18 protein-coding genes are annotated in these 22,657 nt (G+C 43.8%); 7 read left to right on the top strand and 11 right to left on the bottom strand.

The window, feature by feature from the left end; all coding sequences use genetic code 11:
- Positions 1-9 precede the first annotated feature (9 nt).
- From KIH87_RS16765 to KIH87_RS16775, 3 genes are all read right to left on the bottom strand, one after another.
- A complete protein-coding gene (locus KIH87_RS16765; protein WP_232359004.1) occupies positions 10-495 on the bottom strand; it encodes a hypothetical protein in 486 nt (161 codons plus the stop codon).
- Positions 496-507: 12 nt separating this feature from the next.
- A complete protein-coding gene (locus tag KIH87_RS16770) occupies positions 508-1,257 on the bottom strand; it encodes a hypothetical protein (protein ID WP_232359005.1) in 750 nt (249 codons plus the stop codon).
- 278 nt (positions 1,258-1,535) lie between these two features.
- Positions 1,536-2,702, bottom strand: a complete 1,167-nt coding sequence (locus KIH87_RS16775; protein ID WP_232359006.1) for a methionine aminotransferase — start codon at positions 2,700-2,702, stop codon at positions 1,536-1,538.
- 256 nt (positions 2,703-2,958) lie between these two features.
- On the opposite strand from KIH87_RS16775, the gene KIH87_RS16780 reads away from it, so the two are divergent.
- Together KIH87_RS16780 and KIH87_RS16785 are read left to right on the top strand one after the other, a co-directional pair.
- Positions 2,959-5,235, top strand: a complete 2,277-nt coding sequence (locus KIH87_RS16780) for a TonB-dependent receptor (protein WP_232359007.1) — start codon at positions 2,959-2,961, stop codon at positions 5,233-5,235.
- Complete coding sequence (locus KIH87_RS16785; protein WP_232359008.1) at positions 5,232-6,536, top strand: PepSY-associated TM helix domain-containing protein; 1,305 nt, start codon at positions 5,232-5,234, stop codon at positions 6,534-6,536. Before KIH87_RS16780 ends, KIH87_RS16785 begins: the two co-directional genes overlap by 4 nt.
- A gap of 186 nt (positions 6,537-6,722) precedes the next feature.
- On the opposite strand, the gene KIH87_RS16790 is transcribed toward KIH87_RS16785, so the two are convergent.
- From KIH87_RS16790 to KIH87_RS16800, 3 genes are all read right to left on the bottom strand, one after another.
- On the bottom strand, positions 6,723-8,495 hold the full coding sequence (locus KIH87_RS16790) for a cache domain-containing protein (protein WP_232359009.1): 1,773 nt from the start codon (positions 8,493-8,495) through the stop codon (positions 6,723-6,725).
- A 77-nt stretch (positions 8,496-8,572) separates the two neighbouring features.
- On the bottom strand, positions 8,573-9,244 hold the full coding sequence (gene pgmB, locus KIH87_RS16795) for a beta-phosphoglucomutase (protein WP_232359010.1): 672 nt from the start codon (positions 9,242-9,244) through the stop codon (positions 8,573-8,575).
- Between the two features lie 15 nt (positions 9,245-9,259).
- Positions 9,260-11,608, bottom strand: coding sequence for a glycoside hydrolase family 65 protein (locus tag KIH87_RS16800; protein ID WP_232359011.1), 2,349 nt, complete (start codon positions 11,606-11,608; stop codon positions 9,260-9,262).
- 147 nt (positions 11,609-11,755) lie between these two features.
- Between KIH87_RS16800 and KIH87_RS16805 the strand changes: the two genes are divergently transcribed.
- Positions 11,756-13,030 carry an MFS transporter gene (locus KIH87_RS16805; protein ID WP_232359012.1) on the top strand — a complete coding sequence of 425 codons (1,275 nt, stop codon included), beginning with the start codon at positions 11,756-11,758 and terminating at the stop codon, positions 13,028-13,030.
- Between the two features lie 143 nt (positions 13,031-13,173).
- Here KIH87_RS16805 and accC read toward each other — a convergent pair whose 3' ends face one another.
- Genes accC through aroQ form a run of 3 tightly spaced genes read right to left on the bottom strand, consistent with a single transcriptional unit; the run spans position 13,174 to position 15,467 of the window.
- Positions 13,174-14,529 carry an acetyl-CoA carboxylase biotin carboxylase subunit gene (accC, locus tag KIH87_RS16810; protein ID WP_232359013.1) on the bottom strand — a complete coding sequence of 452 codons (1,356 nt, stop codon included), beginning with the start codon at positions 14,527-14,529 and terminating at the stop codon, positions 13,174-13,176.
- Between the two features lie 11 nt (positions 14,530-14,540).
- Entirely contained in the window at positions 14,541-14,996 is a 456-nt protein-coding gene (gene accB / locus KIH87_RS16815) for an acetyl-CoA carboxylase biotin carboxyl carrier protein (protein ID WP_232359014.1), read from the bottom strand.
- Between the two features lie 30 nt (positions 14,997-15,026).
- Positions 15,027-15,467: a type II 3-dehydroquinate dehydratase gene (aroQ, locus tag KIH87_RS16820; protein WP_232359015.1), complete on the bottom strand. Its 441-nt coding sequence runs from the start codon at positions 15,465-15,467 to the stop codon at positions 15,027-15,029.
- A gap of 598 nt (positions 15,468-16,065) precedes the next feature.
- Between aroQ and upp the strand changes: the two genes are divergently transcribed.
- Positions 16,066-16,644: a uracil phosphoribosyltransferase gene (gene upp, locus KIH87_RS16825; RefSeq protein WP_408635821.1), complete on the top strand. Its 579-nt coding sequence runs from the start codon at positions 16,066-16,068 to the stop codon at positions 16,642-16,644.
- A gap of 76 nt (positions 16,645-16,720) precedes the next feature.
- Here the strand turns inward: upp and KIH87_RS16830 are convergent, their stop codons facing one another.
- Entirely contained in the window at positions 16,721-18,556 is a 1,836-nt protein-coding gene (locus KIH87_RS16830) for a protein-disulfide reductase DsbD (protein ID WP_232359017.1), read from the bottom strand.
- On the bottom strand, positions 18,553-18,870 hold the full coding sequence (gene cutA, locus KIH87_RS16835) for a divalent-cation tolerance protein CutA (RefSeq protein ID WP_232359018.1): 318 nt from the start codon (positions 18,868-18,870) through the stop codon (positions 18,553-18,555). Before cutA ends, KIH87_RS16830 begins: the two co-directional genes overlap by 4 nt.
- Positions 18,871-19,100: 230 nt before the next feature.
- On the opposite strand from cutA, the gene KIH87_RS16840 reads away from it, so the two are divergent.
- The 3 genes from KIH87_RS16840 to groL all read left to right on the top strand — a co-directional run bounded on the left by KIH87_RS16840 (position 19,101) and on the right by groL (position 21,970).
- Positions 19,101-19,580: an FxsA family protein gene (locus KIH87_RS16840; RefSeq protein ID WP_408635822.1), complete on the top strand. Its 480-nt coding sequence runs from the start codon at positions 19,101-19,103 to the stop codon at positions 19,578-19,580.
- Between the two features lie 387 nt (positions 19,581-19,967).
- The gene (locus tag KIH87_RS16845; RefSeq protein ID WP_232359020.1) at positions 19,968-20,258 is read left to right on the top strand and encodes a co-chaperone GroES; all 291 of its coding nucleotides are present in this window, start codon (positions 19,968-19,970) and stop codon (positions 20,256-20,258) included.
- 65 nt (positions 20,259-20,323) lie between these two features.
- A complete protein-coding gene (groL, locus tag KIH87_RS16850; RefSeq protein WP_232359021.1) occupies positions 20,324-21,970 on the top strand; it encodes a chaperonin GroEL in 1,647 nt (548 codons plus the stop codon).
- Positions 21,971-22,657: the final 687 nt, after the last annotated feature.

The raw sequence follows: 22,657 nt of genomic DNA on the forward strand, positions 1-22,657 counted from the left end.
TTTCCTCTATTAGGACAAAGAGCCAACCGTTCGCTTATAAATAGTTAAAGCAAGATCTCTGTGGATATCCGTTGATTGATGGAAATGTATTTCATGTTGGTATTTAGGCCATTGTCCTGAAAGCAACCTACAAAAGTAGGCCACTTCAGCTTCTATAATCTCCATTCCATGTCTGGAAAGATACCCATCTATACTAGTCACGAGCCACACATTTAACTTCAATTCTACTTTTTGATACTTCTTCCATTTATAACCATGATAGCCATTTTTTCCCGAAGCCCTGAATCCAGATCTGAGCCGTTCAGACATAGACCGTGTAGTTATTCCGACATAAAGCAGATCTTGCCCCTCACTTACTGTATATAGCTTGGCTAAGTCTTTAGTAGTTGAAGGTTTTGAAAACTGACAATCTTTCCCATCTCTTTTTAGGGAGTAAGAATCATCATTATTAATCAACAGATTGTATTCTTGAGGCTCAATCAATTTCATAGTCATATAATTTGACCATTAGTGTGGTGCACCTTCGAGCTCAAGAATAAGTGCCTCAATTTTTTTATTTATCTCAGAAACATCTCCACCACGATTTTTTAGCTCGTCACTTTTTGCATTTAGGCGAAAGATAAGATCTTCTATTTCAGATTTACTACGCTTTCTTTGATCCAAAGCTTTGGTTATTTCCAGAAGGCCATAATAAAATGAACAACGATTTTGGTAATTGTATACATCCCGTAAACCGGACTGCACCGAATAGTCATCCATACTAGAACTCATGCCTTTTGAAATCACAGCAAATTGTTTTTCCCTCGCGGAAACCGTAGCCCGAACAATCGTTGTACCTAACGCTTTTGCATAAACTTCTTCATTCACTAATGAGCGAGTGGAATTAGTAAAAGTGGCTCCAGCAGCTAATGCCGCTTTTGCACTCTCTCCACCAACTACTGTTCCAACCGCAGATAAAAGATTAGATAATGAGCCCGTTGAAACATTCCAGGTATTTAACCCAGCCATAATTGATGCTTGATGCCGTGCACATGATCTATCGGAGATAGTCAAAAGATCTTCCAGCAGTGCATTTCTGGATTTTTCATCACTCACAGCATTGACTCTTTGCTGAAGCTTCTTTACATCAACGATATCTGTATCTGCTTCCAGTAAATCTGATTGCTGCTTAAAAAGTGGATCTGCTTCATAGAGTCCAGAAACAGATGAACAACCATAAAGCCCAACTAACATTAAGATTATTAGTATTTTTTTCATTATTAATACTTCCTTATCAATAAGAAGCGCTTTTTCCGAGAGAAACAAACGTATTGCCCATCAATGCTTTAATCGAGTTGAAAGATAATTAAAAGCAAATACATTACTCAAAAGAAAATTGCTCAAGAATATGAAGGTGTTTTCATTTCCTAAAATTGTATAGCAGCCACAAATTATATCCGCAAATAATTGCGTAAAAAGCGTCGTATATAGCAACATAGAATATTAAAAAACCAAATGAAGGTACGAAGCTCGATCAACTTTTCGTCTCATTTTAGCTAAAGTAAAGAAAGCCTTTCCGCAGCCTTAAGCAATGTCTCTTCGTCTTTGGCGAAACAGACTCGTATGATCTTGTCATGATAATCAGCGCCATAAAATGGCGATAAGGGCACTGTGGCAATGCCTTTTTCTTTGGTCATCCATTCGGCGAAAGCCATATCGTCTTTGTCGCTGATTTGTGAATAATCCATCAACTGAAAATAGGTGCCTTTGCATGGCAACAAAGTAAATCGACTACCTTGCATGGCGTTAGCGAAAAAGTCCCGTTTTTGCTGGTAGAAGGTACGAAGCTCATCCACATGCTGCGGCTGTTCAGCAAGCATATCGGCTATTGCCCATTGCATCGGGGTACTGGTGGAAAAAGTGACGTACTGGTGGATTTTGCGAAACTCAGTGCTCAATAGTGCAGGAGCCACGCAGTATCCGATTTTCCATCCCGTAATATGGAAGGTTTTACCAAAGGACGACACCACAAAGCTGCGTTGATAAAGCTCGTCGTAACGCAACATGCTGTGATGGGTTCCGCCATCAAAAACAATGTGCTCATACACTTCATCGGAAATCACATATAAATCATGTTCAGTAACCAAAGCCGTCAGTTCCTGAATATCCTGCTCGGTAATCACAGTCCCGCTCGGATTATGAGGAGAATTAAGCATAATGACTTTGGTTTTTGGTGTAATGGCTTGTCTCACCTGTTGCCAGTCAATTTGGTAGTTGGGCGCATACAAAGGAATATGTACGCACTTACCACCCGCCAGCTCAATACCCGGCTCATAACTGTCGTAAACCGGATCAAACACTATCACTTCATCGCCCGCATTCACCACAGTTTGAATCGCCACAAACAAAGCTTCTGTCGCTCCGCTCGTTACTGTGATTTCTTCCAATGCGATATCTCGTCCGTAACTACGCTTAACCAAATCCACAATTTGCAAATTAAGGGCGGGAACTCCCGTCATGGGCGCATATTGGTTTTTGCCTTCAACAATATGAGCTTGCGCCTGATGTGCCAGATATTCAGGGCAATCAAAACTGGGAAAGCCCTGCGACAAATTAATCGCATCATATTCCGCAGCCATTGCCGACATGGTGGTAAAGATAGTCGTACCAACATTCGGCAATTTTGATTTAATAGATTGAGACTGAGGGCGCTTTATTTGCATGGCTGGAGCATCCACTTGAGTGAAAATTTATCGGTGAAGTTTTTACGATGCTAACACCCAAAAGCCACGTTGAGTAGCTCTTGCGTTACTCTTTGAAACAGCCAAATTGCATGCCCAGCTTTACATGGTTCACTCTTATTTCTGCAATTTTTCGTTTCACGAAAAAAATCACCTCTGATCTGCGACAATTTGCCACATTGTTGAAATTGTTACCCTATGTAAACTTCGATCCCAAAAAATAATGGGATCAGTTGTAATGATCAGGAAATCTGTATTTTTGTTAACCGGGGGCGTATTTCTCAGTGGAATCGGCTATAGCAACTTAAGTCTCGCCGATAGCGAAGACAATATAGAAAAAGTCGTGGTTTGGGGTAGCGATTCAACCTCGAATCAATTCACCACCAATCCCTCATCACGTGTCACCCCCGAAGATTTGGAAAGCGTTAATATCGTCACCACTGAGGACATCGTAAAATACGAGCCCAGCCTGACTATTCGACGTCGTTATATTGGTGATGCCAACGGTACTTTGGGTATTCGCGGTTCCAATATGTTTCAGACCAGCCGTTCGATGGTCTTTGCCGATGGCGTACCTTTGCACTACCTCCTGCAATCACGCTGGAATGGCGCGCCTCGCTGGACAATGGTTTCCGCCAGTGAAATAGCAGACGTACAAGTGCTCTATGGCCCATTTAGCGCACAGTACAGCGGTAACGCTATGGGCGGCGTAGTGCTTATCGAAACTGCCATTCCTCAAGAATTTGAATTCCATTTTGATACCAGTGTATTCCAGCAAGACTTCAATGCTTACGGCTTTGATGACAAAGTGAATGGCAATAAGTCGTTTGTATCGGTAGGCAATAAGTTTGGCGATCTTAGCCTTTATGCGTCCTACAACCGCTTGGATAACGACTCACAGCCACAGTCGTTCTACTACGGCAGTAACGCCAATAGCTCTGGTGCAACTGGAGTCACTGGCGGTATTGTTGAACAAGACCAATATGGCCGTACACAGCTATTTTTCGGCGATACAGGTATCGTCAATGAACGAACCGACAACTACAAGTTGAAAGTGGGTTACGACTTTGAAAATTGGTCGACATTGATGAACATCGCCTTTGAAGACAGAAATTCCAAAGCCAATAACCCCAATAGCTACCTTACCGACAGTAACGGCAGCCAAATTTATAGCGGCGTTGTCACTCAAGGAGATCGCACTATTAAAGTGCCAGCAAGCAGGTTAGCGGTAAAAGAACAAGTTCGCCAAAGCCTGTCAATTGGGTTACGCGTAAGAGGCGATCTTTCGGATAATCTGGCATTGGAAGGGAATATCAACCAATTTGATATCCTCAAAGATGAAACCGGAACATCGGCGCAAAACCCGCAAGACCCAAGCTTCACTGTCGCAGGTCAAATTGCTGATTATGACGATACAGGCTGGACAACAGCAGAAGTGAAACTCACAGTACGAGAACTTGGCAGTGATGCCTTGCAGCTCGTCACCGGAGCCAGACTCGAATCCTACGAATTAAACTACTCGTTATATAGTGCGCCAGATTATCTCGAACTCAGTAACACAACGCTCACCAGCCAAAACGGAGGCAAAACCAAACTGGCGGGCATATTCAGCGAACTTGGATGGCAAGCAACTCCCGATTGGGATGCGACACTGGGTTTACGTTATGAGTCTTTCGATAGTTCAGGCGGTTATTTTAGCAGTAATAACACTAGCGGATTAACTCAAAATCAGGTTCCGTCATCCTCGGAAAGCCGCTTCTCTCCCAAACTGAGTATTGGCTACCAACCAGCAGAAGATTGGGATATTCGCTATGCCTTCGCGCAAGCTTATCGCTTCCCCATCGTTGAAGAACTCTTCGCGCAGTATCAAGCCTATAATGCGATCAGCGTTGCCAACCCGAATTTGGCTCCCGAAGCAGGACGCCATCACAATCTGTCGATTCAAAAACGTCAAGACGATGGTTTGCTACAACTGAATATCTTCATCGACGATATTGATAACGTGATCGAATCTCAGTCGCTAACTCTGGCAGGCGGGCAATCCTTACGTACCTTTATTCCGGTTGATAACGTATTAACGCGAGGTATTGAATGGATCGCTCAGCAGAAAGACTTTCTCATTCCCAACTTGAACCTGCGCTTTAACGCAACCTACACGCGCTCTGTTATCGAAGAAAATAACGCCGAGCCCGATTATGAAGGCAAAGACTATCCCAGAATCCCCAAATGGCGCACTAACTTAAATCTGGATTACAGCCTGAGCGAGCAATGGTTAGTAGGTGCCAACATACAATATGCGAGTGACAGTTACGGCCAACTTGACAACTCAGACACAGCAACCGGTGTGTATGGTGCTATCGACAGTTACACCCGAATTGGCCTGACAACCAAATATCAATGGAACGACAACCTGTCGTTTCGAGCTGGCGTAGACAACCTAAGCAACGACATCAAATACGTGGCTCACCCCTGGCCTGGCCGCACATTCTACTTTAGCGTGGCATACGATTTATGAGTTCTTCAGTAGCAAGCAAACGTATTTATGCCACGCTATGGCGCTGGCACTTTTACGCTGGAATCTTCTGCATTCCCTTTGTCATCATTTTATCGATTTCAGGCGCAATATATCTGTTCAAACCACAACTTGATGGCTATGCAGAATCCCGCTTTGTTGTTAAAGAAACCGCCCAAAAAGCGCTGCCGAATGAACAGATTCAAGCAGCCCTGAACGCTTTGCCGGGTAGCCGATTTATCAGCTACCGACTTCCCGCATCAAATACAGAAGCGGTGCGCTTAACGCTGCGTCACCAAGGTGAGAAATGGTATGCCTATGTCAATCCCTACTCGCTTGAAGTCATGGACACCCTACCTGTCACGAAACGATTGAGTGAGTGGTCGAAAGAGCTGCATGGCGAACTGCTTATGGGCAAAACCGGTTCTATTTTCGTTGAATTAGCAGGAAGCTGGGCAATCGTGCTGGTCTGCACTGGCCTATATTTATGGTGGCCTCGCTCAACCAAAGGTTTAGCTGGCGTATTATATCCACGATTGAGCGGAGGACGGCGCCAGTTTTGGCGAGATTTACATGCAGTAACAGGCATTTGGGTATCGGGATTAGCTTTGTTTCTGCTGATTACCGGACTGCCCTGGACAACCGTTTGGGGAAATGGCTTTAAATCTATTCGTAGCTATTATTCGCAATCTATCTCTCAGCCAGCGACAGAACAAAGCTGGTCAACCGACCCCGCACAGGCAAGAATGGAATGGATGGCAAAAGCCACAGATGTCTTCGACCTTAAACCGGAAATCTATCAACAAGCGAACCAGCTTAACTTGTCTGCCCCCGTTGAACTCTCAGTTAGCAATGCCAAAGTCAATCAATGGAAAGCCGCATCTTTGGATCAAAACCGTCCAAACAGAAGTACAGCCTGGATTGATAATAATGGAAAAGTGGTTCGCACCAGTCATTTCGCCGACAAATCAACACTGGATAAAGCCATTAATATCGGTATCGCCGCGCACGAAGGGCAGCTATTCGGACTCGCTAATCAGCTACTGGGAGTCTTTACTGCCATTTGCTTGCTGATACTCAGCGGTTCGGGTTTCTGGTTATGGCTGAAAAGAAAGCCAACAGGCGCATTAGGTGCACCACCTTCGCAACAAACAGGCCGATTTATTCTGGTGAGTGTTTGGGTAGCCAGTATTCTACTGCCGGTCGTGTTTGCATCACTCACTGTAGTCTGGGCAATAGAGTGGCTGATACTGAGCCGCATTCCTAAGTTTCGCCTGTACTTTAATATTCCTGCACCAAGATAAGTACCTGCATTCGGGATAAGCGTTACCAATCACATACCTAAATTACTGTTCAAAATAATCAGTCACCTACAGAAAGTAGTGAGCAGACCTTCAGCCTCAGGGAAGCCGCTGTGGAGACTCCAGGGATGGATTTACGTCGAGTCTGCGATCAATTTCTGTAGGTGACTTACAGTTGTGCACACTTATTTAGATGTGATTGGTATTTTCTCGTGCCGGCTCCCCTGAAAGTTTACCGTACACGGGGATTTTTAGTATCAACTGGAATCCCCCCTGCTCTGTTACAGGGCTGACAATACTGACATCTCCACCAAGGTTATACACGACTGTGTTGTGGATAATACTGAGTCCTAATCCTGTACATTGTTTGTTTCTTGCCGTTGTATAAAAAGGTTCAAATAAATATGGGAATAGATCAGCGCTTACCCCTGGCCCATTATCTGTCATCGTTAAGAACAAGAAGTCGCCCCGAATCTCTGCGGCAATATTTAGCTGAGGCTCAACAGCCTCGCCAACGCCATGCTGGAGCATATTTGAAAATGCATGAGTAAGAATATTGATCATATCGGGGTAATTACAGGTAATGACCATTTTCTCATCAATATCAATATTCACGACGGCCTTTTGTTCTTTGACCTGATTTTCAAATGAATTCAGTACATTTAATAAGGTCTCTCGCACTGAAATCTGCTTTTCTTTGTATGAATCATTATTCGCCGTCAGACCTTTAAATTTCTCAACCAACCGGGTAATGCGCAACAAATTAGACTCGACCAGTGCAAGCGCTTTGCCCGACGACGTCAAAAAGCCCTTCAATCCCCCTTCTGTCAGCTCTTCTCTGGAGTATTTATCAGCCAACTCACTAACATTCGAGACAGCAATACTGTTTGCTGTGTTCGCAACGCCAAGAGGTGTATTGATTTCGTGAGCTAACCCTGCAACTACCTTATTCAATGACGCTATTTTTTCCTTTTCAACGATGTAACTGAGCATATTTTTATTTTGCTCTTCACTTTTTTCTAACGCGGCTTTTTGCTGCGCTTCAATTTCTTTTCTCTTTGCAATAGAACGATTCACATAATAAATAATGAACAGAAAAACCAAGCCAGTAAAAAGTATACTACCAGCCAACACGAAGGCTTTTACCGTTGATTGGTGATAGAAACTTCTATCCATCCGAAAAACGACATATCCCATTTTAGAGCCATTAAAATCTTTAATAACATCAGACGTATATAAATACTGGTTTTCACCTACTGTTTTTTTCCAGGAAACTTGTGGCGCAGCAAGCTGACTTGCCAAGCCATTCTTTTCAAGCTCATCATTACTCAACGTGGAAGCGTAAAGTATGTACTTACCTTTATCTTCAAAGTACACAGCAACATCGGCTTTCGCATCTAACGCAAAGGTATTCAAAAAGGCTTCATCAAATGAAAAGCCTAATTCCACGCTGCCGATTAATGAATTGTTATTATCAAAGATAGGAACCACGCCTCGAATACCAACACCGTATACGCCCTTCTCAAGCCCAACGATAGAGGTTTCCCTTGCCAAGGCTTCAACCAGTGTATGTCGAAAAGCAACAAGGGAATCGCCGAATAAATGAGGGGCGTGCATACGTTTAAAAGACTCACCGTTGGGTGTATGGAATTGAAATTGTTTAACGTTGTATTCAGACTGAAGCAGTCTCCAGGTTGATAGCATGATACTTTCCAGCGTATCTCTATCAAATTCAGACATGGCTTGCTTAACGTTTTCCTGATTCGCCAAAGTCGCAGCAATATTAACAGCGGTGCGTCCTTTAGCCTGAATTTGCGAAATGAAATCTCGATATAAAATCTGCGATTCGCGTTTCTGAGATTGCTCAATAAGCGATAGCGACTGCATCAACAACATCATGACACACACCAATAATGTGACAAATGAAGCCGCATAGGAGACAAGGCGAGTAGGAAATCTCATAGCACCTAAAAAATAGTTTCTTTAAATAATAGCAACTTTTTTAGATACATTTTGTAGAACAGCTAGCACAGCCCAAATTAAAGCTGATTCAGCAATCGTAATATTTGCCCTAAGGTAATATCACCGGTTTTAGCGACGATTTCGTCGGCGTGACCAAGTTGCTCAGCACTGCCCACGCCGATGGCTGGCATGTTAGCGGCTTTAATTGCAGTGACGCCAGCAGAGGCATCTTCAATACCGACACAGCTTTCAGGCGCAATACTTAAGGCTTGTGCCACTGTCAGGAAAATCTCGGGATGTGGTTTGGTATTTTTGATTTTGGCGGCATCAGCAACAAAATCAAAGTCTTTAATCAGCGCGATCTTGTCCAGTACAAACAAGGCATTTTTACTAACGGATGCCACGCCAAGGGCAAAATCATCGGATCTTAAGGATGCCAATAGATCACGTACACCAGGAAACACGTCTTGTGGCTTCATATTAGAAATCAACGATTGGTAATGCTTGTTTTTCTGTTCAGCCAGCGCCAGAAATTCTTGCTCAGAAAAGCGCTGTTCACTTTGATCCAGAATGAACTTCAACGAATTTAAGCGATCAATACCTTTCAACTGCTCGTTACTTTCTTCATCGAAATGCACACCGACCTGTTCTGCAATATGTTTCCAGGCCAGAAAATGATAATGAGCCGTGTCGGTTAACACACCATCCAAATCAAAAATAACGGCTTTTTGCGCTGAACTTGCACTCATGAATACACCTCAATTTCAGGAATTGACTGTTTGAAAATTTAGCTGAGCATTGATGCCGCTCTTCAGTGACACGGTTTGCTCATAACAATACACAGTAATCTCGTCGCCCGATAACAACTGCAACTGCAACCCCTGCTTATCCATGTGAGCCTTGATTTTGCGCCCCTGGTAACTAATCACCTGAGTCACCGACTGCCATTGTTCAGGCATAGCCGGCTGAAAATACAAGCCCTCTTCACGTAAACGCACGCCCATGAAGCCAAACACAACACAATTCCAGGCTCCCGCCATACAGGCAGTATGTACACCGTATTCGGTGTTGTGATGCAAATTATCCAAGTCCATACGCGCCGAATCACCAAAGAATTCATAAGCTTTTTCCATGTTGCCCACTTCGGCGTACAGCATACTGTGAATACAGGAAGACAAGGTTGAATCATGGGTAGTTAAGGGCTCGTAATAAGCCAAATTGCCACGTTTCTGTTCTTGGGTAAAATCATTGTCGCCAAGTAGCATTGCCAGAATCACATCGGCTTGCTTGAGCACCTGAAAGCGATAAATCACTAACGGATGATAATGCAGCAATAATGGCGATTTTTCTGCCGGATGATTAGCGACATCCCAGACTTCTTTATCCAGGAATGAATCATCTTGTGGATGTAAATTGCGTTGCTGATCAAAGGGCAGATACATTTTATCGGCCATTTTACGCCACTCTTCGACTTCACCATCATCAAGGTTCAATCTAGCTTTTAGCGCGGAATATTCAGTGACGGTATCCAATTGCAGCTTTTGTAATGCTTCAACAGCAAATAGCAAATTCTGTTTTGCCATGTAATTGGTGTAAAAGTTGTTGTTTACAATAGCTGTGTATTCATCAGGGCCAGTCACACCATCAATACAGAACGCACCACCTTTATTGCTATTGAAGTGGCCTAATTGTGCCCATAATCGAGCAGTTTCAATCAGGATTTCCACGCCATATTCACGCATGAACTGCCAGTCGTTCGTTGCCCTGAAATAGGTTCTCAAGGCAAAAGCAACGGCGGCATTAATGTGATATTGAGCGGTACTGGCAGGAAAAAACGCCGAACACTCTTCACCGCTAATAGTGCGCCATGCAAACAAAGCCCCTTTGTCGTGCGACATCTGACGCGCACGTTCACGCGCTTTATCCAGCGTATGATAACGATACAACAGCAATTGTTTGGCGATTTCAGGCTGAGTGAGCGCAAAGAAAGGGATAATGTAAATTTCAGTATCCCAGAAATAATGACCATCATAACCAGGGCCAGACAAGCCTTTGGCAGCAACAGCGGATGTCCCATTACGGCCTGCTGATTGGAATAACTGAAACATACTAAAACGCAAGCCTTGCAACATATCGCCAGATTGTTCATCTTGCTCTTCATCAGAGAGCGACATTTCCAATTCAGCATTACGCCAAAAATCGTTATAAACCCCTACATGACGCTGTTTAAGAGCTTCATAATCAGACTCTAATAACTGAGCCATTGCCTGTTGGCTAATTTGTTTAACCTGCTCGGCATCTTTACCGCTATGAAACAGCACATATCGCGTTAATTCGGCGCTTGAACCGGCAGGAATCGTGATTTTATCCGCTTCACCAGCAAGCAGAGTTCGGCTTTCATTGCCTAATTTCAGGCTGTCATGGCAAATGGTTGAGACCAGCGTATCAACGCCTTCGATCGCATGAATACAACGAACGAAGTCATTTCCTCTTTCAGTATTTAATAAGGATAAGGTATCAGAAATAGACAACTCACCCGCTCTTGGATCATCGGGATTCGTGACCATCCCATAAGCATCGTCAATATCAGGAGTGAGTGTTAATTCCAGATCTTGATCAACCGCCGTAAATACCAGTTTCAAGCACAGAAGATTATCTTGCGCGACAGAAACAAAACGCTCAGCGTCAACCTTACCCTGACCGCCACGTTTAAATTGATATAACTTGCTGCGAGAGAGAATTCCCGTGCGCATATCAAGCTGTCGAAAATGCTCAACAATGTCATGCTCACCAGCGAATTCAAAGCCAATCTTCTTGGCGTTAGGGACTTGCAATAACTTGTCGTTATAAGTAGCAAAAGCATAAGCAGATTCGCCATACGGGATAGGTTCGCGGCTATATAAACCATTTAAGTAGATGCCTTCGCAGCTAATCTCATTACCCGCATGTTGAGATGGGTTTGCACCACGAGCTTGCCATCCCTCTTCAGGCGTTCCACGTACACCAATAAAGCCGTTCCCTTGAGAGAACAGGGTTTCTGACAACCTTAAATTAGTGACGGCTTGCATGTCTTCATGCAATACCCAGGATGGCTCTGACTCGATGTTCAACATCTCTAAACTCACACTCGCTTGTTCAAATTTGTTTCAGGTTTAGATCTAGTATTACTGCATTAAAGAATCTTTGCAATCGTTTGCAAAAGATTTATTTCCATGTAAGAATTTAGTTAACCTAGTGTAAAAACTGCGAGAAACACTCAAATGGAAAACACTCAGATAGCCCAACAAGCTGCAACCCAAAGTAACGGGCATCTCCGTGTTTTGCTGGCGTTGATTAGCACTTACATCGTGTTTGCGATTTTGTTAAACAGCGTCGGAACCGTGATTTTGCAATCCATTTCCAGTTTTGGCGTAAGCAAAACCTCAGCCAGCACTTTAGAAGGTTTCAAAGACATTCCTATCGCAGTGGTTTCTTTCCTGTTTGCCGCTTATTTGCCTAAATTTGGCTTTAAACGCGCCATGCTCACCAGCATGTTGATTGTTGCCAGCACCAGCTTGCTCATGCCGATTGTGGGTAACTTTATGATGACCAAGCTGCTGTTTTTGTCGGTTGGCGTTAGCTTCGCGCTGGTAAAGGTCTCGGTTTATGCCTTGATAGGAAAGGTTTCCCACAGTAAAACAGCTCATGCCTCCAATATGAACATAGTTGAAGGGTGCTTTATGGTTGGCGTACTAATGGGTTATTGGCTATTTGCCATGTATATCGACCCGGATCATCCTGAATCCATGCAATGGCTGTCGGTTTACTGGCTTTTAGCTGGTATATGCATGGCGAACTTCTTATTGCTTTGGTCTACCGACCTTCCTGAAGACAAGCATGAATCAGAACAGGTTTCGGGCAATAGCTTTGCCTCCATGTTGAAACTGGCTTGGCTGCCCTTTGTGGTAATGTTCGTGATTTGCGCTTTTTTCTACGTGCTAATAGAGCAAGGTGTTGGAACCTGGTTGCCCACGTTCAACAACACAGTGCTGAATCTGGCGAACCACATCAGTGTGCAAATCACCAGTATTTTTGCTGCGTGCCTGGCTATTGGTCGTCTATCTGCCGGGGTTGTTTTGCGTAAGCTTAACTGGTTCCCTTTCCTGATGATTTGCCTGTTTTCCATGGCAGGGCTGATATTATTGGTTATTCCGATGGCTCCGGAAAATACGGGGGGCGAGTTGATTCAAAGCTGGTCAGCAGTCCCATTAGCCGCTTTTATTCTGCCATTGGTTGGCTTATTTATGGCGCCGATTTACCCGGCGATTAACTCCGTTGTATTAAGCTCGCTTCCTACTCATCAGCATGCTGCAATGACCGGCTTGATTGTGATCTTTTCCGCACTTGGCGGCACTTTGGGTAGTTTGACCACGGGCATGATATTCGAGCATTTTGATGGCCAAACAGCGTTCTATTTTATGTTGTGCCCCATCGTGATTTTGGTGATTTCACTGAGTATCTATAAGAAGCTTTTACCTGCGGCTCATGCGGATTGATCTTCTGATTGCTCTCTACTTACTCTTCATCATACTGATGAATATCAACATCTCAATTCCCCCATAGCAAACGCCCATAAAAAAACTGCGCTCTAAATACATAGAGCGCAGTTTTTAAAATCAGGATAAGAGATTTCTTAAGTTTATTGAGCTTCTTCCTCGTGTTGCAACTTCCATTCAAGATACAGAATGTTAGTGCCACCATTACGGAAGTTCTGGTCTGACATAATACGTTTTTGCAGCGGAATATTGGTCTTGATACCGTCAACAACCAATTCATCCAATGCATGACGCATACGGGCAATAGCAACATCACGACTCTCACCATAAGTGATCAGTTTACCGATCATCGAATCATAGTAAGGCGGTACTGTGTAACCAGAATAAATGTGAGAATCCCAACGCACTCCCATGCCACCCGCAGGATGGAATCGAGTAATAGTTCCAGGTGATGGAATGAAAGTTTTCGGATCTTCAGCATTAATACGGCACTCGATGGCATGGCCTCGAACACGAATTTCTGACTGGTCGATAGACAACGGCTGACCTGCAGCAATACGTAATTGCTCCTTAATCAAGTCAACGCCAGTAATCATTTCAGTCACCGGATGCTCAACCTGAATACGTGTGTTCATTTCAATGAAATAGAACTCGCCGTTTTCATACAAGAACTCGAAAGTACCCGCACCACGATAGCCAATATCCACACACGCATTACAGCAACGCTCACCAATGCGAGCACGCATCTCAGGAGTGATACCTGGTGCTGGCGCTTCTTCAACCACTTTCTGGTGACGACGTTGCATAGAGCAATCACGTTCACACAAGTGAACCGCATTGCCCTGACCATCAGCCAGAACCTGAATTTCAACGTGACGTGGGTTTTCAAGGAATTTCTCCATATAAACAACGTCGTTGTTGAAAGCAGCTTTCGCTTCAGCCTTGGTCATCGCGATAGATTCAAGCAAATCTTTCTCATTATGAACCACACGCATACCACGACCACCACCACCACCGGCAGCTTTAATGATAATCGGGTATCCAATACGCTTGGCGATAGATTTGTTAGTATCGCCATTTTCACCTAGAGGCCCATCAGAACCCGGTACGCATGGAACACCCGCTTTCTTCATCGCTTCGATAGCAGAAACCTTATCGCCCATCAAATTGATGGTGTCAGCTTTAGGGCCAATGAAGATAAAGCCGCTTTTTTCAACCTGCTCAGCAAAATTAGCATTCTCAGCCAAAAAGCCATATCCAGGGTGAATAGCAACAGAATTGGTAACTTCTGCCGCAGCGATAATAGCGGGGATGTTTAAATAACTTTCTGTTGCTGATGCACGACCAATACAAATAGATTCGTCAGCCAACAACACGTGTTTGAGATCTTTATCCGCCGAGGAATGCACAGCTACCGTCTTGATGCCTAACTCTTTGCAGGCACGCAAGATCCGTAGGGCAATCTCGCCACGGTTTGCAATTAGAACTTTATCCAGCATAGTGCACCCGCTTATTCGATAACGAACAGCGGCTGGTCGAATTCGACCGTGCCTTGGTTTTCAACCAAGATCTCTTTTACAACACCAGCTTTGTCACTTTCGATTTGGTTCATCATCTTCATCGCTTCAACGATACAAAGCGTGTCGCCCACTTTTACAGTGTCGCCAATTTCAACGAAGGCTTTCGCACCTGGAGAAGATGAACGGTAGAAAGTGCCAACCATTGGAGAACGAACAATGTGACCTGAAGGCGCAGCAGCAACTGGCGCTTCCGCAGCCGCAGGCGCAGCAGCGGCTGGAGCAGGGGCTGGTGCAGGAGCTGTATAAGTAGCTGGAGCCATAGCATACGCCGGGGCAGCACTGTAGCGGTTAATACGTACAGATTCTTCACCTTCAGTAATTTCCAACTCAGCAATACCAGACTCTTCTACCAGCTCGATGAGTTTTTTGATTTTTCGAATATCCATGGGTCAGTCACTCATTATAAAAATTAAAAATTAAGATTGCGCAGACAGTTTTGCTACTGCCGCTCGCAACGCGAATTCGTAGCCCAATGCACCGAAACCACAAATCACCCCTTGCGCAACATCCGCCAAATAGGAGTGTTTACGGAAGGGTTCACGGGCGTGAACATTAGACAAATGCACTTCAATAAAGGGAATGGCTACACTTAGTAATGCATCACGAAGAGCAACACTGGTATGGGTAAAAGCGCCAGGATTGATAATAATGAAATCCTGACTTCCCATAGCATTGTGGATCTTCTCGATCAACAAATGCTCGGCATTGCTCTGATAATGCTCCAAGGTTACGCCTAATGTTCCGGCTAACACATCCAGACCATTAACGATATCTTGCAAAGATTGAGAACCATAAACCGCTGGCTCACGCTTACCCAGCATATTTAAGTTAGGGCCATTAAGTAATAAAATCCGCATAAACTCTCACCTAAAATACGCTATTTTGCATACATCTTCGCAATTAAGCTGCCAAAATGGAGAAAAATGCAAAGCAACCTGATTTTTCGCCAAAATTGAAACACAAATGCTAATTATAGGCGCATCTGCATAAATGACAGCAATTTACTGGTCTTATCAGCGACGATAAGCACAAAGTTCTACTATTTCACACTTAAAAAAATTAAGCAACGGCAAGCGAGGTAAAATTTTTATCACAAATAGATTAAATTTAAAACTATTTCCCCGACAATTTGCGAGAAAAATTACTACCAAGCAGGTAATAAATCACCATCAAAACTAACCTAAGTATCAAAATTCTTCATTTTCGAGTATTTTCTGCCTCAAATAACGATTATTTCTAACAAATCCCTCCAATATTCCAATAAATTTTCATATGAAAGGCTGCAAATGAAATTTCAGGTTAATTTTTTAACCTGAAAATATAAAAAATGATTGCTTCTACCTGTATCCTCTCTAATATAAAAAAATACTCACGACTCAACTTAATATCTGGACGGAGACAGTTGTGCCTGTACACCACATACACCACCCCTTACTGGAACATAAAATTAGCCTCATGCGAGAGCTAAACATTAGTACGAAAAGTTTTCGCGAGCTCGCCAGTGAAATAGGCAACCTTCTAACTTACGAGGCAACACGTCACCTTCCGACAGAAGAAGTTGAAATAATGGGATGGCAAGAAAAACCCATCAAAGTTAAGCGTATTGTGGGAAAAACTCTCACTTTAGTACCTATTTTGCGCGCAGGATTGGGAATGTTAGACGGCGTAATGAGTCTGGTTCCCACCGCCAAAGTCAGTGTTGTAGGTTTATACCGAGATGAAGAAACATTAGAGCCTGTAGCTTATTTCGATAAGGTCGTTAAAGACATCCACCAACGAACAGCGCTGATCGTGGATCCCATGCTCGCTACGGGTGGAACAATGAAAGCCGCTATTGAGCTGATCAAAAGCAAAGGCTGTACCGATATTATGTGCCTGGTATTGCTGGCTTGTCCTGAAGGTATTAAGACGATTACCGATGCTCACCCCGACGTCGATATTTACACAGCAACCATTGATGAGGGACTCAATGAAAAAGGTTATATCATCCCTGGTGTGGGTGATGCTGGAGACAAGATATTCGGAACTCAATAATTAAATAACTAAATTCAATAACTGCGGATTCCGGCTTAAAAACAGGAATCCACAGTTATCCGTTACCCGATATTAATCACTTCAAAGCGCGATTAATATGCTCAGCAAAGCGATCTGCCGGCATAAACCCCGTCACTCTGGCTCTTTCCAATTCTGTTCCATTCACATCAAAAAACATAATGGTCGGCAGCCCTAACACGCTAAAGGCTTCCTGGAACTCCAAATTTTCAGGCGTGTTGTCGGTAAGATCGATTTGGAATAGCTCGGTATTCGCTAATACGGCTTTCACTCGAGGATCCGGAAAGGTGTATTTTTCAAATTCCTTACAAGCCACACACCAATCCGCATAAAGGTCGATCATTACCGATTTACCCTGAGCATTGGCTTGCGCGACTTTTTGTTCAAAATCAGCGTAATTCTTCACAATCTTGAACTGCAAATGCGCCATTTCTGTACCAACTTGCTGTGCAGTTTCCGGCATCAAAGAATCACGAATTTTTTCATAACCATAAATGGCAGAAGCAAACATTCCCAAGAAAATGACAACCGTTCGAACACCCTTCCAGAAGGTCAAGACCGTTTGTTGATTCTTCTCATAGTAGTAACCAAACATGGCTAAGCCTAATACGCCCCAAACCATGCTTATCCAGAAACCACTATACATGCGTTCAACGAACACCAGCGCCACAGCCAGCATCATAAAACCGAACGTCACTTTAACCACATTCATCCAGTTGCCAGCTTTAGGTAGCAACTTACCGCCAGTCACAGCAAAGGCAACCAGTGGAATACCCATGCCAAAACTAAGTACGTAAAGCGCCGTAAAGCCCAACATCAAATCGCCGCTTTGCGCGATATAGAGCAAAATAGCGGTTAACGGTGCTGTAGTACAAGGCGACGCCACTAATCCGGAAATCGCTCCCATCACAAACACGCCAAAGTAACTGCCGCCTTTTTGCTGGTTGCTCAGATTATTCAGTTTAACCTGCCAACTTGACGGCAATTGCAACTCATATGCTCCAAACATCGCCGCAGCCAAGGCAACAAACACCACGATTAAAACCGTCAAAATGGCAGGGTGCTGTAATGCTGCCTGAAACTGCACACCCGCACTGGCCACAACCAACCCTAACAATGAATAGGTCAGAGCCATCCCTTGAACGTAAATCAGAGACAAACTCAACGTATGACTGGTGTTAGCGTTCTTTCCTTGTCCCACAACAATGCCAGAAATAATGGGATACATGGGAAATACGCATGGTGTGAAAGCAAGGCCAATACCCAGCAACAAAAAGCCTAACAATGTTAAAAACATACTGTCCTGGCTTTTTAGCAAATCCAGTAACTGGAATTGTTCAGACACAGGCGCGCTTGAACTTTCTTGCTCTTTAATCGATATAACCGAAGAAGGTTCTGTTGCATGGTTGCCAGAATCAGTTGCCTTGGCAACTACCTCAGACAAATACACAACCTTTGTCGTAGGCGGGTAACACAATCCGAGCTCGGCACAGCCTTGATATTGGATCTTAACCACACCATCGTTAATGGAATGCTTTATAGGAAACTGAACATCTACGTGCTCAAAAAAGACATCCGACACGCCGAAGAATTCATCTTCTATTTCGCGAGCTTCAGGGAAAACAGGCTCCCCCAACTCGGCCTGTTTCACCACGGTTTTAAATTGTTTCTTGTAGAGGTAGTAACCCTCAGCAATTTGCCAGCTGAGCGTTAGTTGATCGTCCTTTTGATAAAAATCGAACTGAAATGCCTGATCCACAGGCAAGAATTCCGGCTGCTCCTGGAACAGATCTGACATAAAGTCATTTTGCTGCCCCTGAACATGGAACGTAACACTAATAAAGCAAAAGAAAATCCAAAAAATACGAGCAAATAGAGGGTTTATTTTATTCATTTAACACTTTTTCTTATCCAATCTGCGTAATCTTCACTGGCATGACTAATATCCAACACAACCCATTCAGGCAAATCATACGAATGTAATTCAAACATACTTTCACGAAGCTCCTTTTCCACTGATTTTTTGGTTTTAACGATCACCTGGCATTCCTGATCCTGCTGAACCGTCCCTTCCCACATGTAAACAGAAACCACTCCGGGAACAATGTTCACACATGCAGCCAACTGGGATTTAACCGCACGATATGCAATATCTCTCGCCACCGACATATTGGGGCAAGTACACAAAATTACGCAAAAGTCTGACATAACAGCTCCTATGACCTGCAACACTGCTCGATAATTTCACAGCAATGTCATGATAAGTGATAAACTTGGCTACCAACAGGCATTTTTAGCTGGCGTTCAGAGGAACAACCATGCATGCCCGTTAAAATTTCATCTATTGAGAAATCAACATTTACCACAATGTTGTTCCTTTAAAATTAGAACAAATTGGGATTACCGTGTTTTTTAAATTATTCATTCTGTTTGCCGTCATGCCTATTGTAGAAATTTCCCTGTTGTTGCAGGTGGGTGACATCATCGGCGGCTGGAACACTTTGGCGATTGTGATCATCACGGCATTTATTGGTGCATCACTGGTTCGCCAACAAGGAACACAAACCTTTGTTCAAGCGCAGCATAAAATGCATCAAGGACAGCTTCCCGGTCAAGAGCTTGCCGAAGGATTATTATTATTAATTGCTGGCGTGCTATTAGTTACCCCGGGATTTATTACCGACATTATCGGCCTGCTGTTTACCTTGCCCATCACTCGTCCTATGATTGCCAGCTACCTGGTTAAAAACTTCTTCAATAAAATGACGATGAATGCCAATCAATCGTTTACCTACACCTATCACTCAGAACATCACCGTTCAAATTCACAATCCCAAGAAGACATTATTGAAGGTGAATTTCGCCGAACCGACAATCCTGCAATCAAGGATGTAAACAACGATAAAGAACAGCCTTAAACCACACTACCTTTCAAGAGATGATGATATACATCAGCATGACGAAGAGGCTCTAAGAAAATCCTTAATATCGCCGTCATGCCGCACAACAATGCCGCACAACGATGCGGCATCCAGAATGCATTGGTGTCATTCCAAATTCATTTCGGAATCTCTGGCTTAAACGTCAAATAGAGCATTTTATTAACCAGAAATCACCGCTTTCGCCGAACAATGAAAAAAAATACAAATTTTTTTAAAAAAGATCCTTGAGATCATTGCTGCCACCCCCATTTACGCTGGCAACAAATTCAACGGAGTAGATCATACGGTCTACTCGAATGTTTTATTGAGTTCCATAAGGAACAAAATTAAATCTAATCTTGCATATTTCAGGAGATTGAAAAGATGGCAATTCGTCCTTTACACGATCGCGTAATCGTTAAACGCCAAGAGCAAGAAAGCAAATCTGCTGGTGGTATTGTACTAACAGGCTCTGCCGCCGAAAAATCAACTCGCGGTAAAGTTGTTGCTGTTGGTAATGGTCGTATTTTAGAAAACGGTGAAGTTCGTGCCCTAGATGTAAAAGTTGGCGATATCGTTGTTTTTAATGATGGTTACGGTGTGAAAACCGAAAAGCTTGATGGTGAAGAAGTGCTTATCATGAGCGAAAACGATATTTTGGCCATCGTTGAATAATCGCTAAATAGACATCATCAAACCGTTTTTTCAGTTTTAAAAGAATTTTGAGAGGAAAATAAACAATGGCAGCAAAAGAAGTCCGTTTTTCCGACGACGCTCGTGCAAAAATGCTTAACGGCGTAAACATCCTTGCTAACGCAGTAAGAGTTACTTTGGGTCCTAAAGGCCGTAACGTAGTTTTAGACAAATCTTTCGGCGCTCCTACAATCACTAAAGACGGTGTATCTGTAGCCAAAGAAATCGAACTTGAAGACAAGTTTGAAAACATGGGCGCTCAAATGGTGAAAGAAGTAGCGTCTAAAGCAAACGACGAAGCAGGTGACGGTACAACTACTGCAACCGTATTAGCGCAAGCTATCGTAACCGAAGGTTTGAAATCAGTTGCAGCGGGCATGAACCCAATGGATCTGAAACGCGGTATCGACAAAGCGGTAGCCGCTGCTGTTGAGCAACTAAAAGCCCTTTCTACCGAATGTAAAGACAGCAAATCTATCGCTCAGGTAGGTACTATCTCTGCTAATGCTGACGAAGAAATCGGTAACATCATTGCAGAAGCAATGGACAAAGTAGGTCAAGAAGGTGTTATCACTGTAGAAGAAGGCCAGGCTCTGGAAAACGAACTGGACGTTGTAGAAGGTATGCAGTTCGACCGTGGTTACCTGTCTCCTTACTTCATCAACAATCAGGAAAATGGCACTGTTGAACTAGACAACCCATACATCCTGCTGGTTGACAAAAAAGTTTCTAACATTCGCGAATTGCTACCTACTTTGGAAGCTGTTGCAAAAGCATCCAAGCCTCTGTTGATCATCGCTGAAGACGTAGAAGGCGAAGCATTGGCAACATTGGTTGTAAACAACATGCGCGGCATCGTAAAAGTAGCGGGCGTCAAAGCACCTGGTTTCGGCGACCGTCGTAAAGCCATGTTACAAGACATCGCAACGTTGACTGGCGGTACTGTTGTTTCTGAAGAAATCGGTATGGAACTGGAAAAAATCCAGTTAGAAGATTTGGGTACAGCAAAACGCGTAGTTATCAATAAAGACAACACAACGGTTGTTGATGGCGCGGGCGACCAAGACGCAATCCAGGGTCGTTGCGCTCAAATTCGTCAACAAATCGAAGAATCAACTTCTGACTACGACAAAGAAAAACTGCAAGAGCGTTTGGCTAAATTGTCTGGCGGCGTAGCAGTTATCAAAGTTGGCGCAGCCACTGAAGTTGAAATGAAAGAGAAGAAAGACCGCGTAGAAGACGCGCTTCACGCAACTCGCGCAGCGGTTGAAGAAGGCGTAGTACCTGGTGGCGGTGTTGCTTTGGTACGTTGTGCTGCTAAATTGGCAGACCTACAAGGCGACAATGAAGACCAAACTCACGGCGTGAAATTGGCACTTCGTGCAATGGAAGCTCCTCTACGTCAAATCGCACAAAATGCGGGCGCAGAAGGCTCGGTTGTTACCAACAATGTTAAAGCTCACGACGGCAACTACGGTTACAACGCAGGTAACGACACCTACGGCGACATGTTGGAAATGGGTATCCTTGACCCAACTAAAGTAACGCGCTCTGCATTGCAATTCGCAGCGTCTATTGCCAGCTTGATGATCACCACCGAAGCCATGATTGCTGATGCACCGAAGAAAGACGGTGGCTCAATGCCTGACATGGGTGGCATGGGCGGCATGGGCGGTATGGGCGGTATGATGTAGTGCGACGAGAGTCGCACCGCGCTAACGTAACTTTATGATTTCAATAGAAATATAGAGTTACGTTCCCTTGGGCTGAGTGGTAGACGATACCCTCAGCCACCTTTACTCAGCATTAGCTGAGCCCCTTAAGAACGTTGAAGGTCAACACATCTAATGTGAACGTTCGAGTTAATGGTCATAAGGATTATGACTTTAATAGCTGACCTAGCCTTCTAAATAATCAGATTTATATCTGCATACTTCAAAGTATCCATGGCAATGCTGTCTTTGATGGTTATGTCCTCTGGAATATGTCAAATAGCGCAGCGATAGAAGCTGCTTTGATGATTGTCTGACGTATTCGTCAACGATCAGACCTGTTATTCAGCTAACAGTAGCCTAGGGTTAGTGCGTCTGGAGTGATCCGTTCGTGCGAAGCTACCCAACAATGTACCTCTGCATCTGCGGATTAATTCACCGTGAGGTGGTTAATGTATTGGTTAAAGGCAAACCGATACGGGGCTAGGCTAGTTGGTATGGTTAACGTAAGTGAACTACTGATAAACACCGTCAACCGCAATAAGCGAAATGTCTTTGTTACGCTTAGACCAAAAGGTATGTGGCTGGTTATTCCTTTTACATCTGGGAATACGCTGACATTCAGCCATCGGTGAATAGGTAGAACCTAACCCAACTTTGTCATCAAAG

Origin of the sequence: Paraneptunicella aestuarii (assembly GCF_019900845.1) — a bacterium.
Taxonomy (GTDB): domain Bacteria; phylum Pseudomonadota; class Gammaproteobacteria; order Enterobacterales; family Alteromonadaceae; genus Paraneptunicella; species Paraneptunicella aestuarii.

Excerpts from the sequence above, each read along its gene's own strand:
- cutA (WP_232359018.1), bottom strand. The coding sequence starts at position 18,870 with ATGTCAGACTTTTGCGTAATTTTGTGTACTTGCCCCAATATGTCGGTG.
- KIH87_RS16785 (WP_232359008.1), top strand. The coding sequence starts at position 5,232 with ATGAGTTCTTCAGTAGCAAGCAAACGTATTTATGCCACGCTATGGCGC.
- pgmB (WP_232359010.1), bottom strand. The coding sequence starts at position 9,244 with ATGAGTGCAAGTTCAGCGCAAAAAGCCGTTATTTTTGATTTGGATGGT.
- KIH87_RS16800 (WP_232359011.1), bottom strand. The coding sequence starts at position 11,608 with ATGTTGAACATCGAGTCAGAGCCATCCTGGGTATTGCATGAAGACATG.
- KIH87_RS16780 (WP_232359007.1), top strand. The coding sequence starts at position 2,959 with ATGATCAGGAAATCTGTATTTTTGTTAACCGGGGGCGTATTTCTCAGT.
- KIH87_RS16845 (WP_232359020.1), top strand. The coding sequence starts at position 19,968 with ATGGCAATTCGTCCTTTACACGATCGCGTAATCGTTAAACGCCAAGAG.
- KIH87_RS16770 (WP_232359005.1), bottom strand. The coding sequence starts at position 1,257 with ATGAAAAAAATACTAATAATCTTAATGTTAGTTGGGCTTTATGGTTGT.
- KIH87_RS16765 (WP_232359004.1), bottom strand. The coding sequence starts at position 495 with ATGACTATGAAATTGATTGAGCCTCAAGAATACAATCTGTTGATTAAT.
- groL (WP_232359021.1), top strand. The coding sequence starts at position 20,324 with ATGGCAGCAAAAGAAGTCCGTTTTTCCGACGACGCTCGTGCAAAAATG.
- KIH87_RS16840 (WP_408635822.1), top strand. The coding sequence starts at position 19,101 with ATGCCTATTGTAGAAATTTCCCTGTTGTTGCAGGTGGGTGACATCATC.
- KIH87_RS16790 (WP_232359009.1), bottom strand. The coding sequence starts at position 8,495 with ATGAGATTTCCTACTCGCCTTGTCTCCTATGCGGCTTCATTTGTCACA.
- upp (WP_408635821.1), top strand. The coding sequence starts at position 16,066 with ATGCGAGAGCTAAACATTAGTACGAAAAGTTTTCGCGAGCTCGCCAGT.
- KIH87_RS16805 (WP_232359012.1), top strand. The coding sequence starts at position 11,756 with ATGGAAAACACTCAGATAGCCCAACAAGCTGCAACCCAAAGTAACGGG.
- accB (WP_232359014.1), bottom strand. The coding sequence starts at position 14,996 with ATGGATATTCGAAAAATCAAAAAACTCATCGAGCTGGTAGAAGAGTCT.
- accC (WP_232359013.1), bottom strand. The coding sequence starts at position 14,529 with ATGCTGGATAAAGTTCTAATTGCAAACCGTGGCGAGATTGCCCTACGG.
- KIH87_RS16830 (WP_232359017.1), bottom strand. The coding sequence starts at position 18,556 with ATGAATAAAATAAACCCTCTATTTGCTCGTATTTTTTGGATTTTCTTT.
- KIH87_RS16775 (WP_232359006.1), bottom strand. The coding sequence starts at position 2,702 with ATGCAAATAAAGCGCCCTCAGTCTCAATCTATTAAATCAAAATTGCCG.
- aroQ (WP_232359015.1), bottom strand. The coding sequence starts at position 15,467 with ATGCGGATTTTATTACTTAATGGCCCTAACTTAAATATGCTGGGTAAG.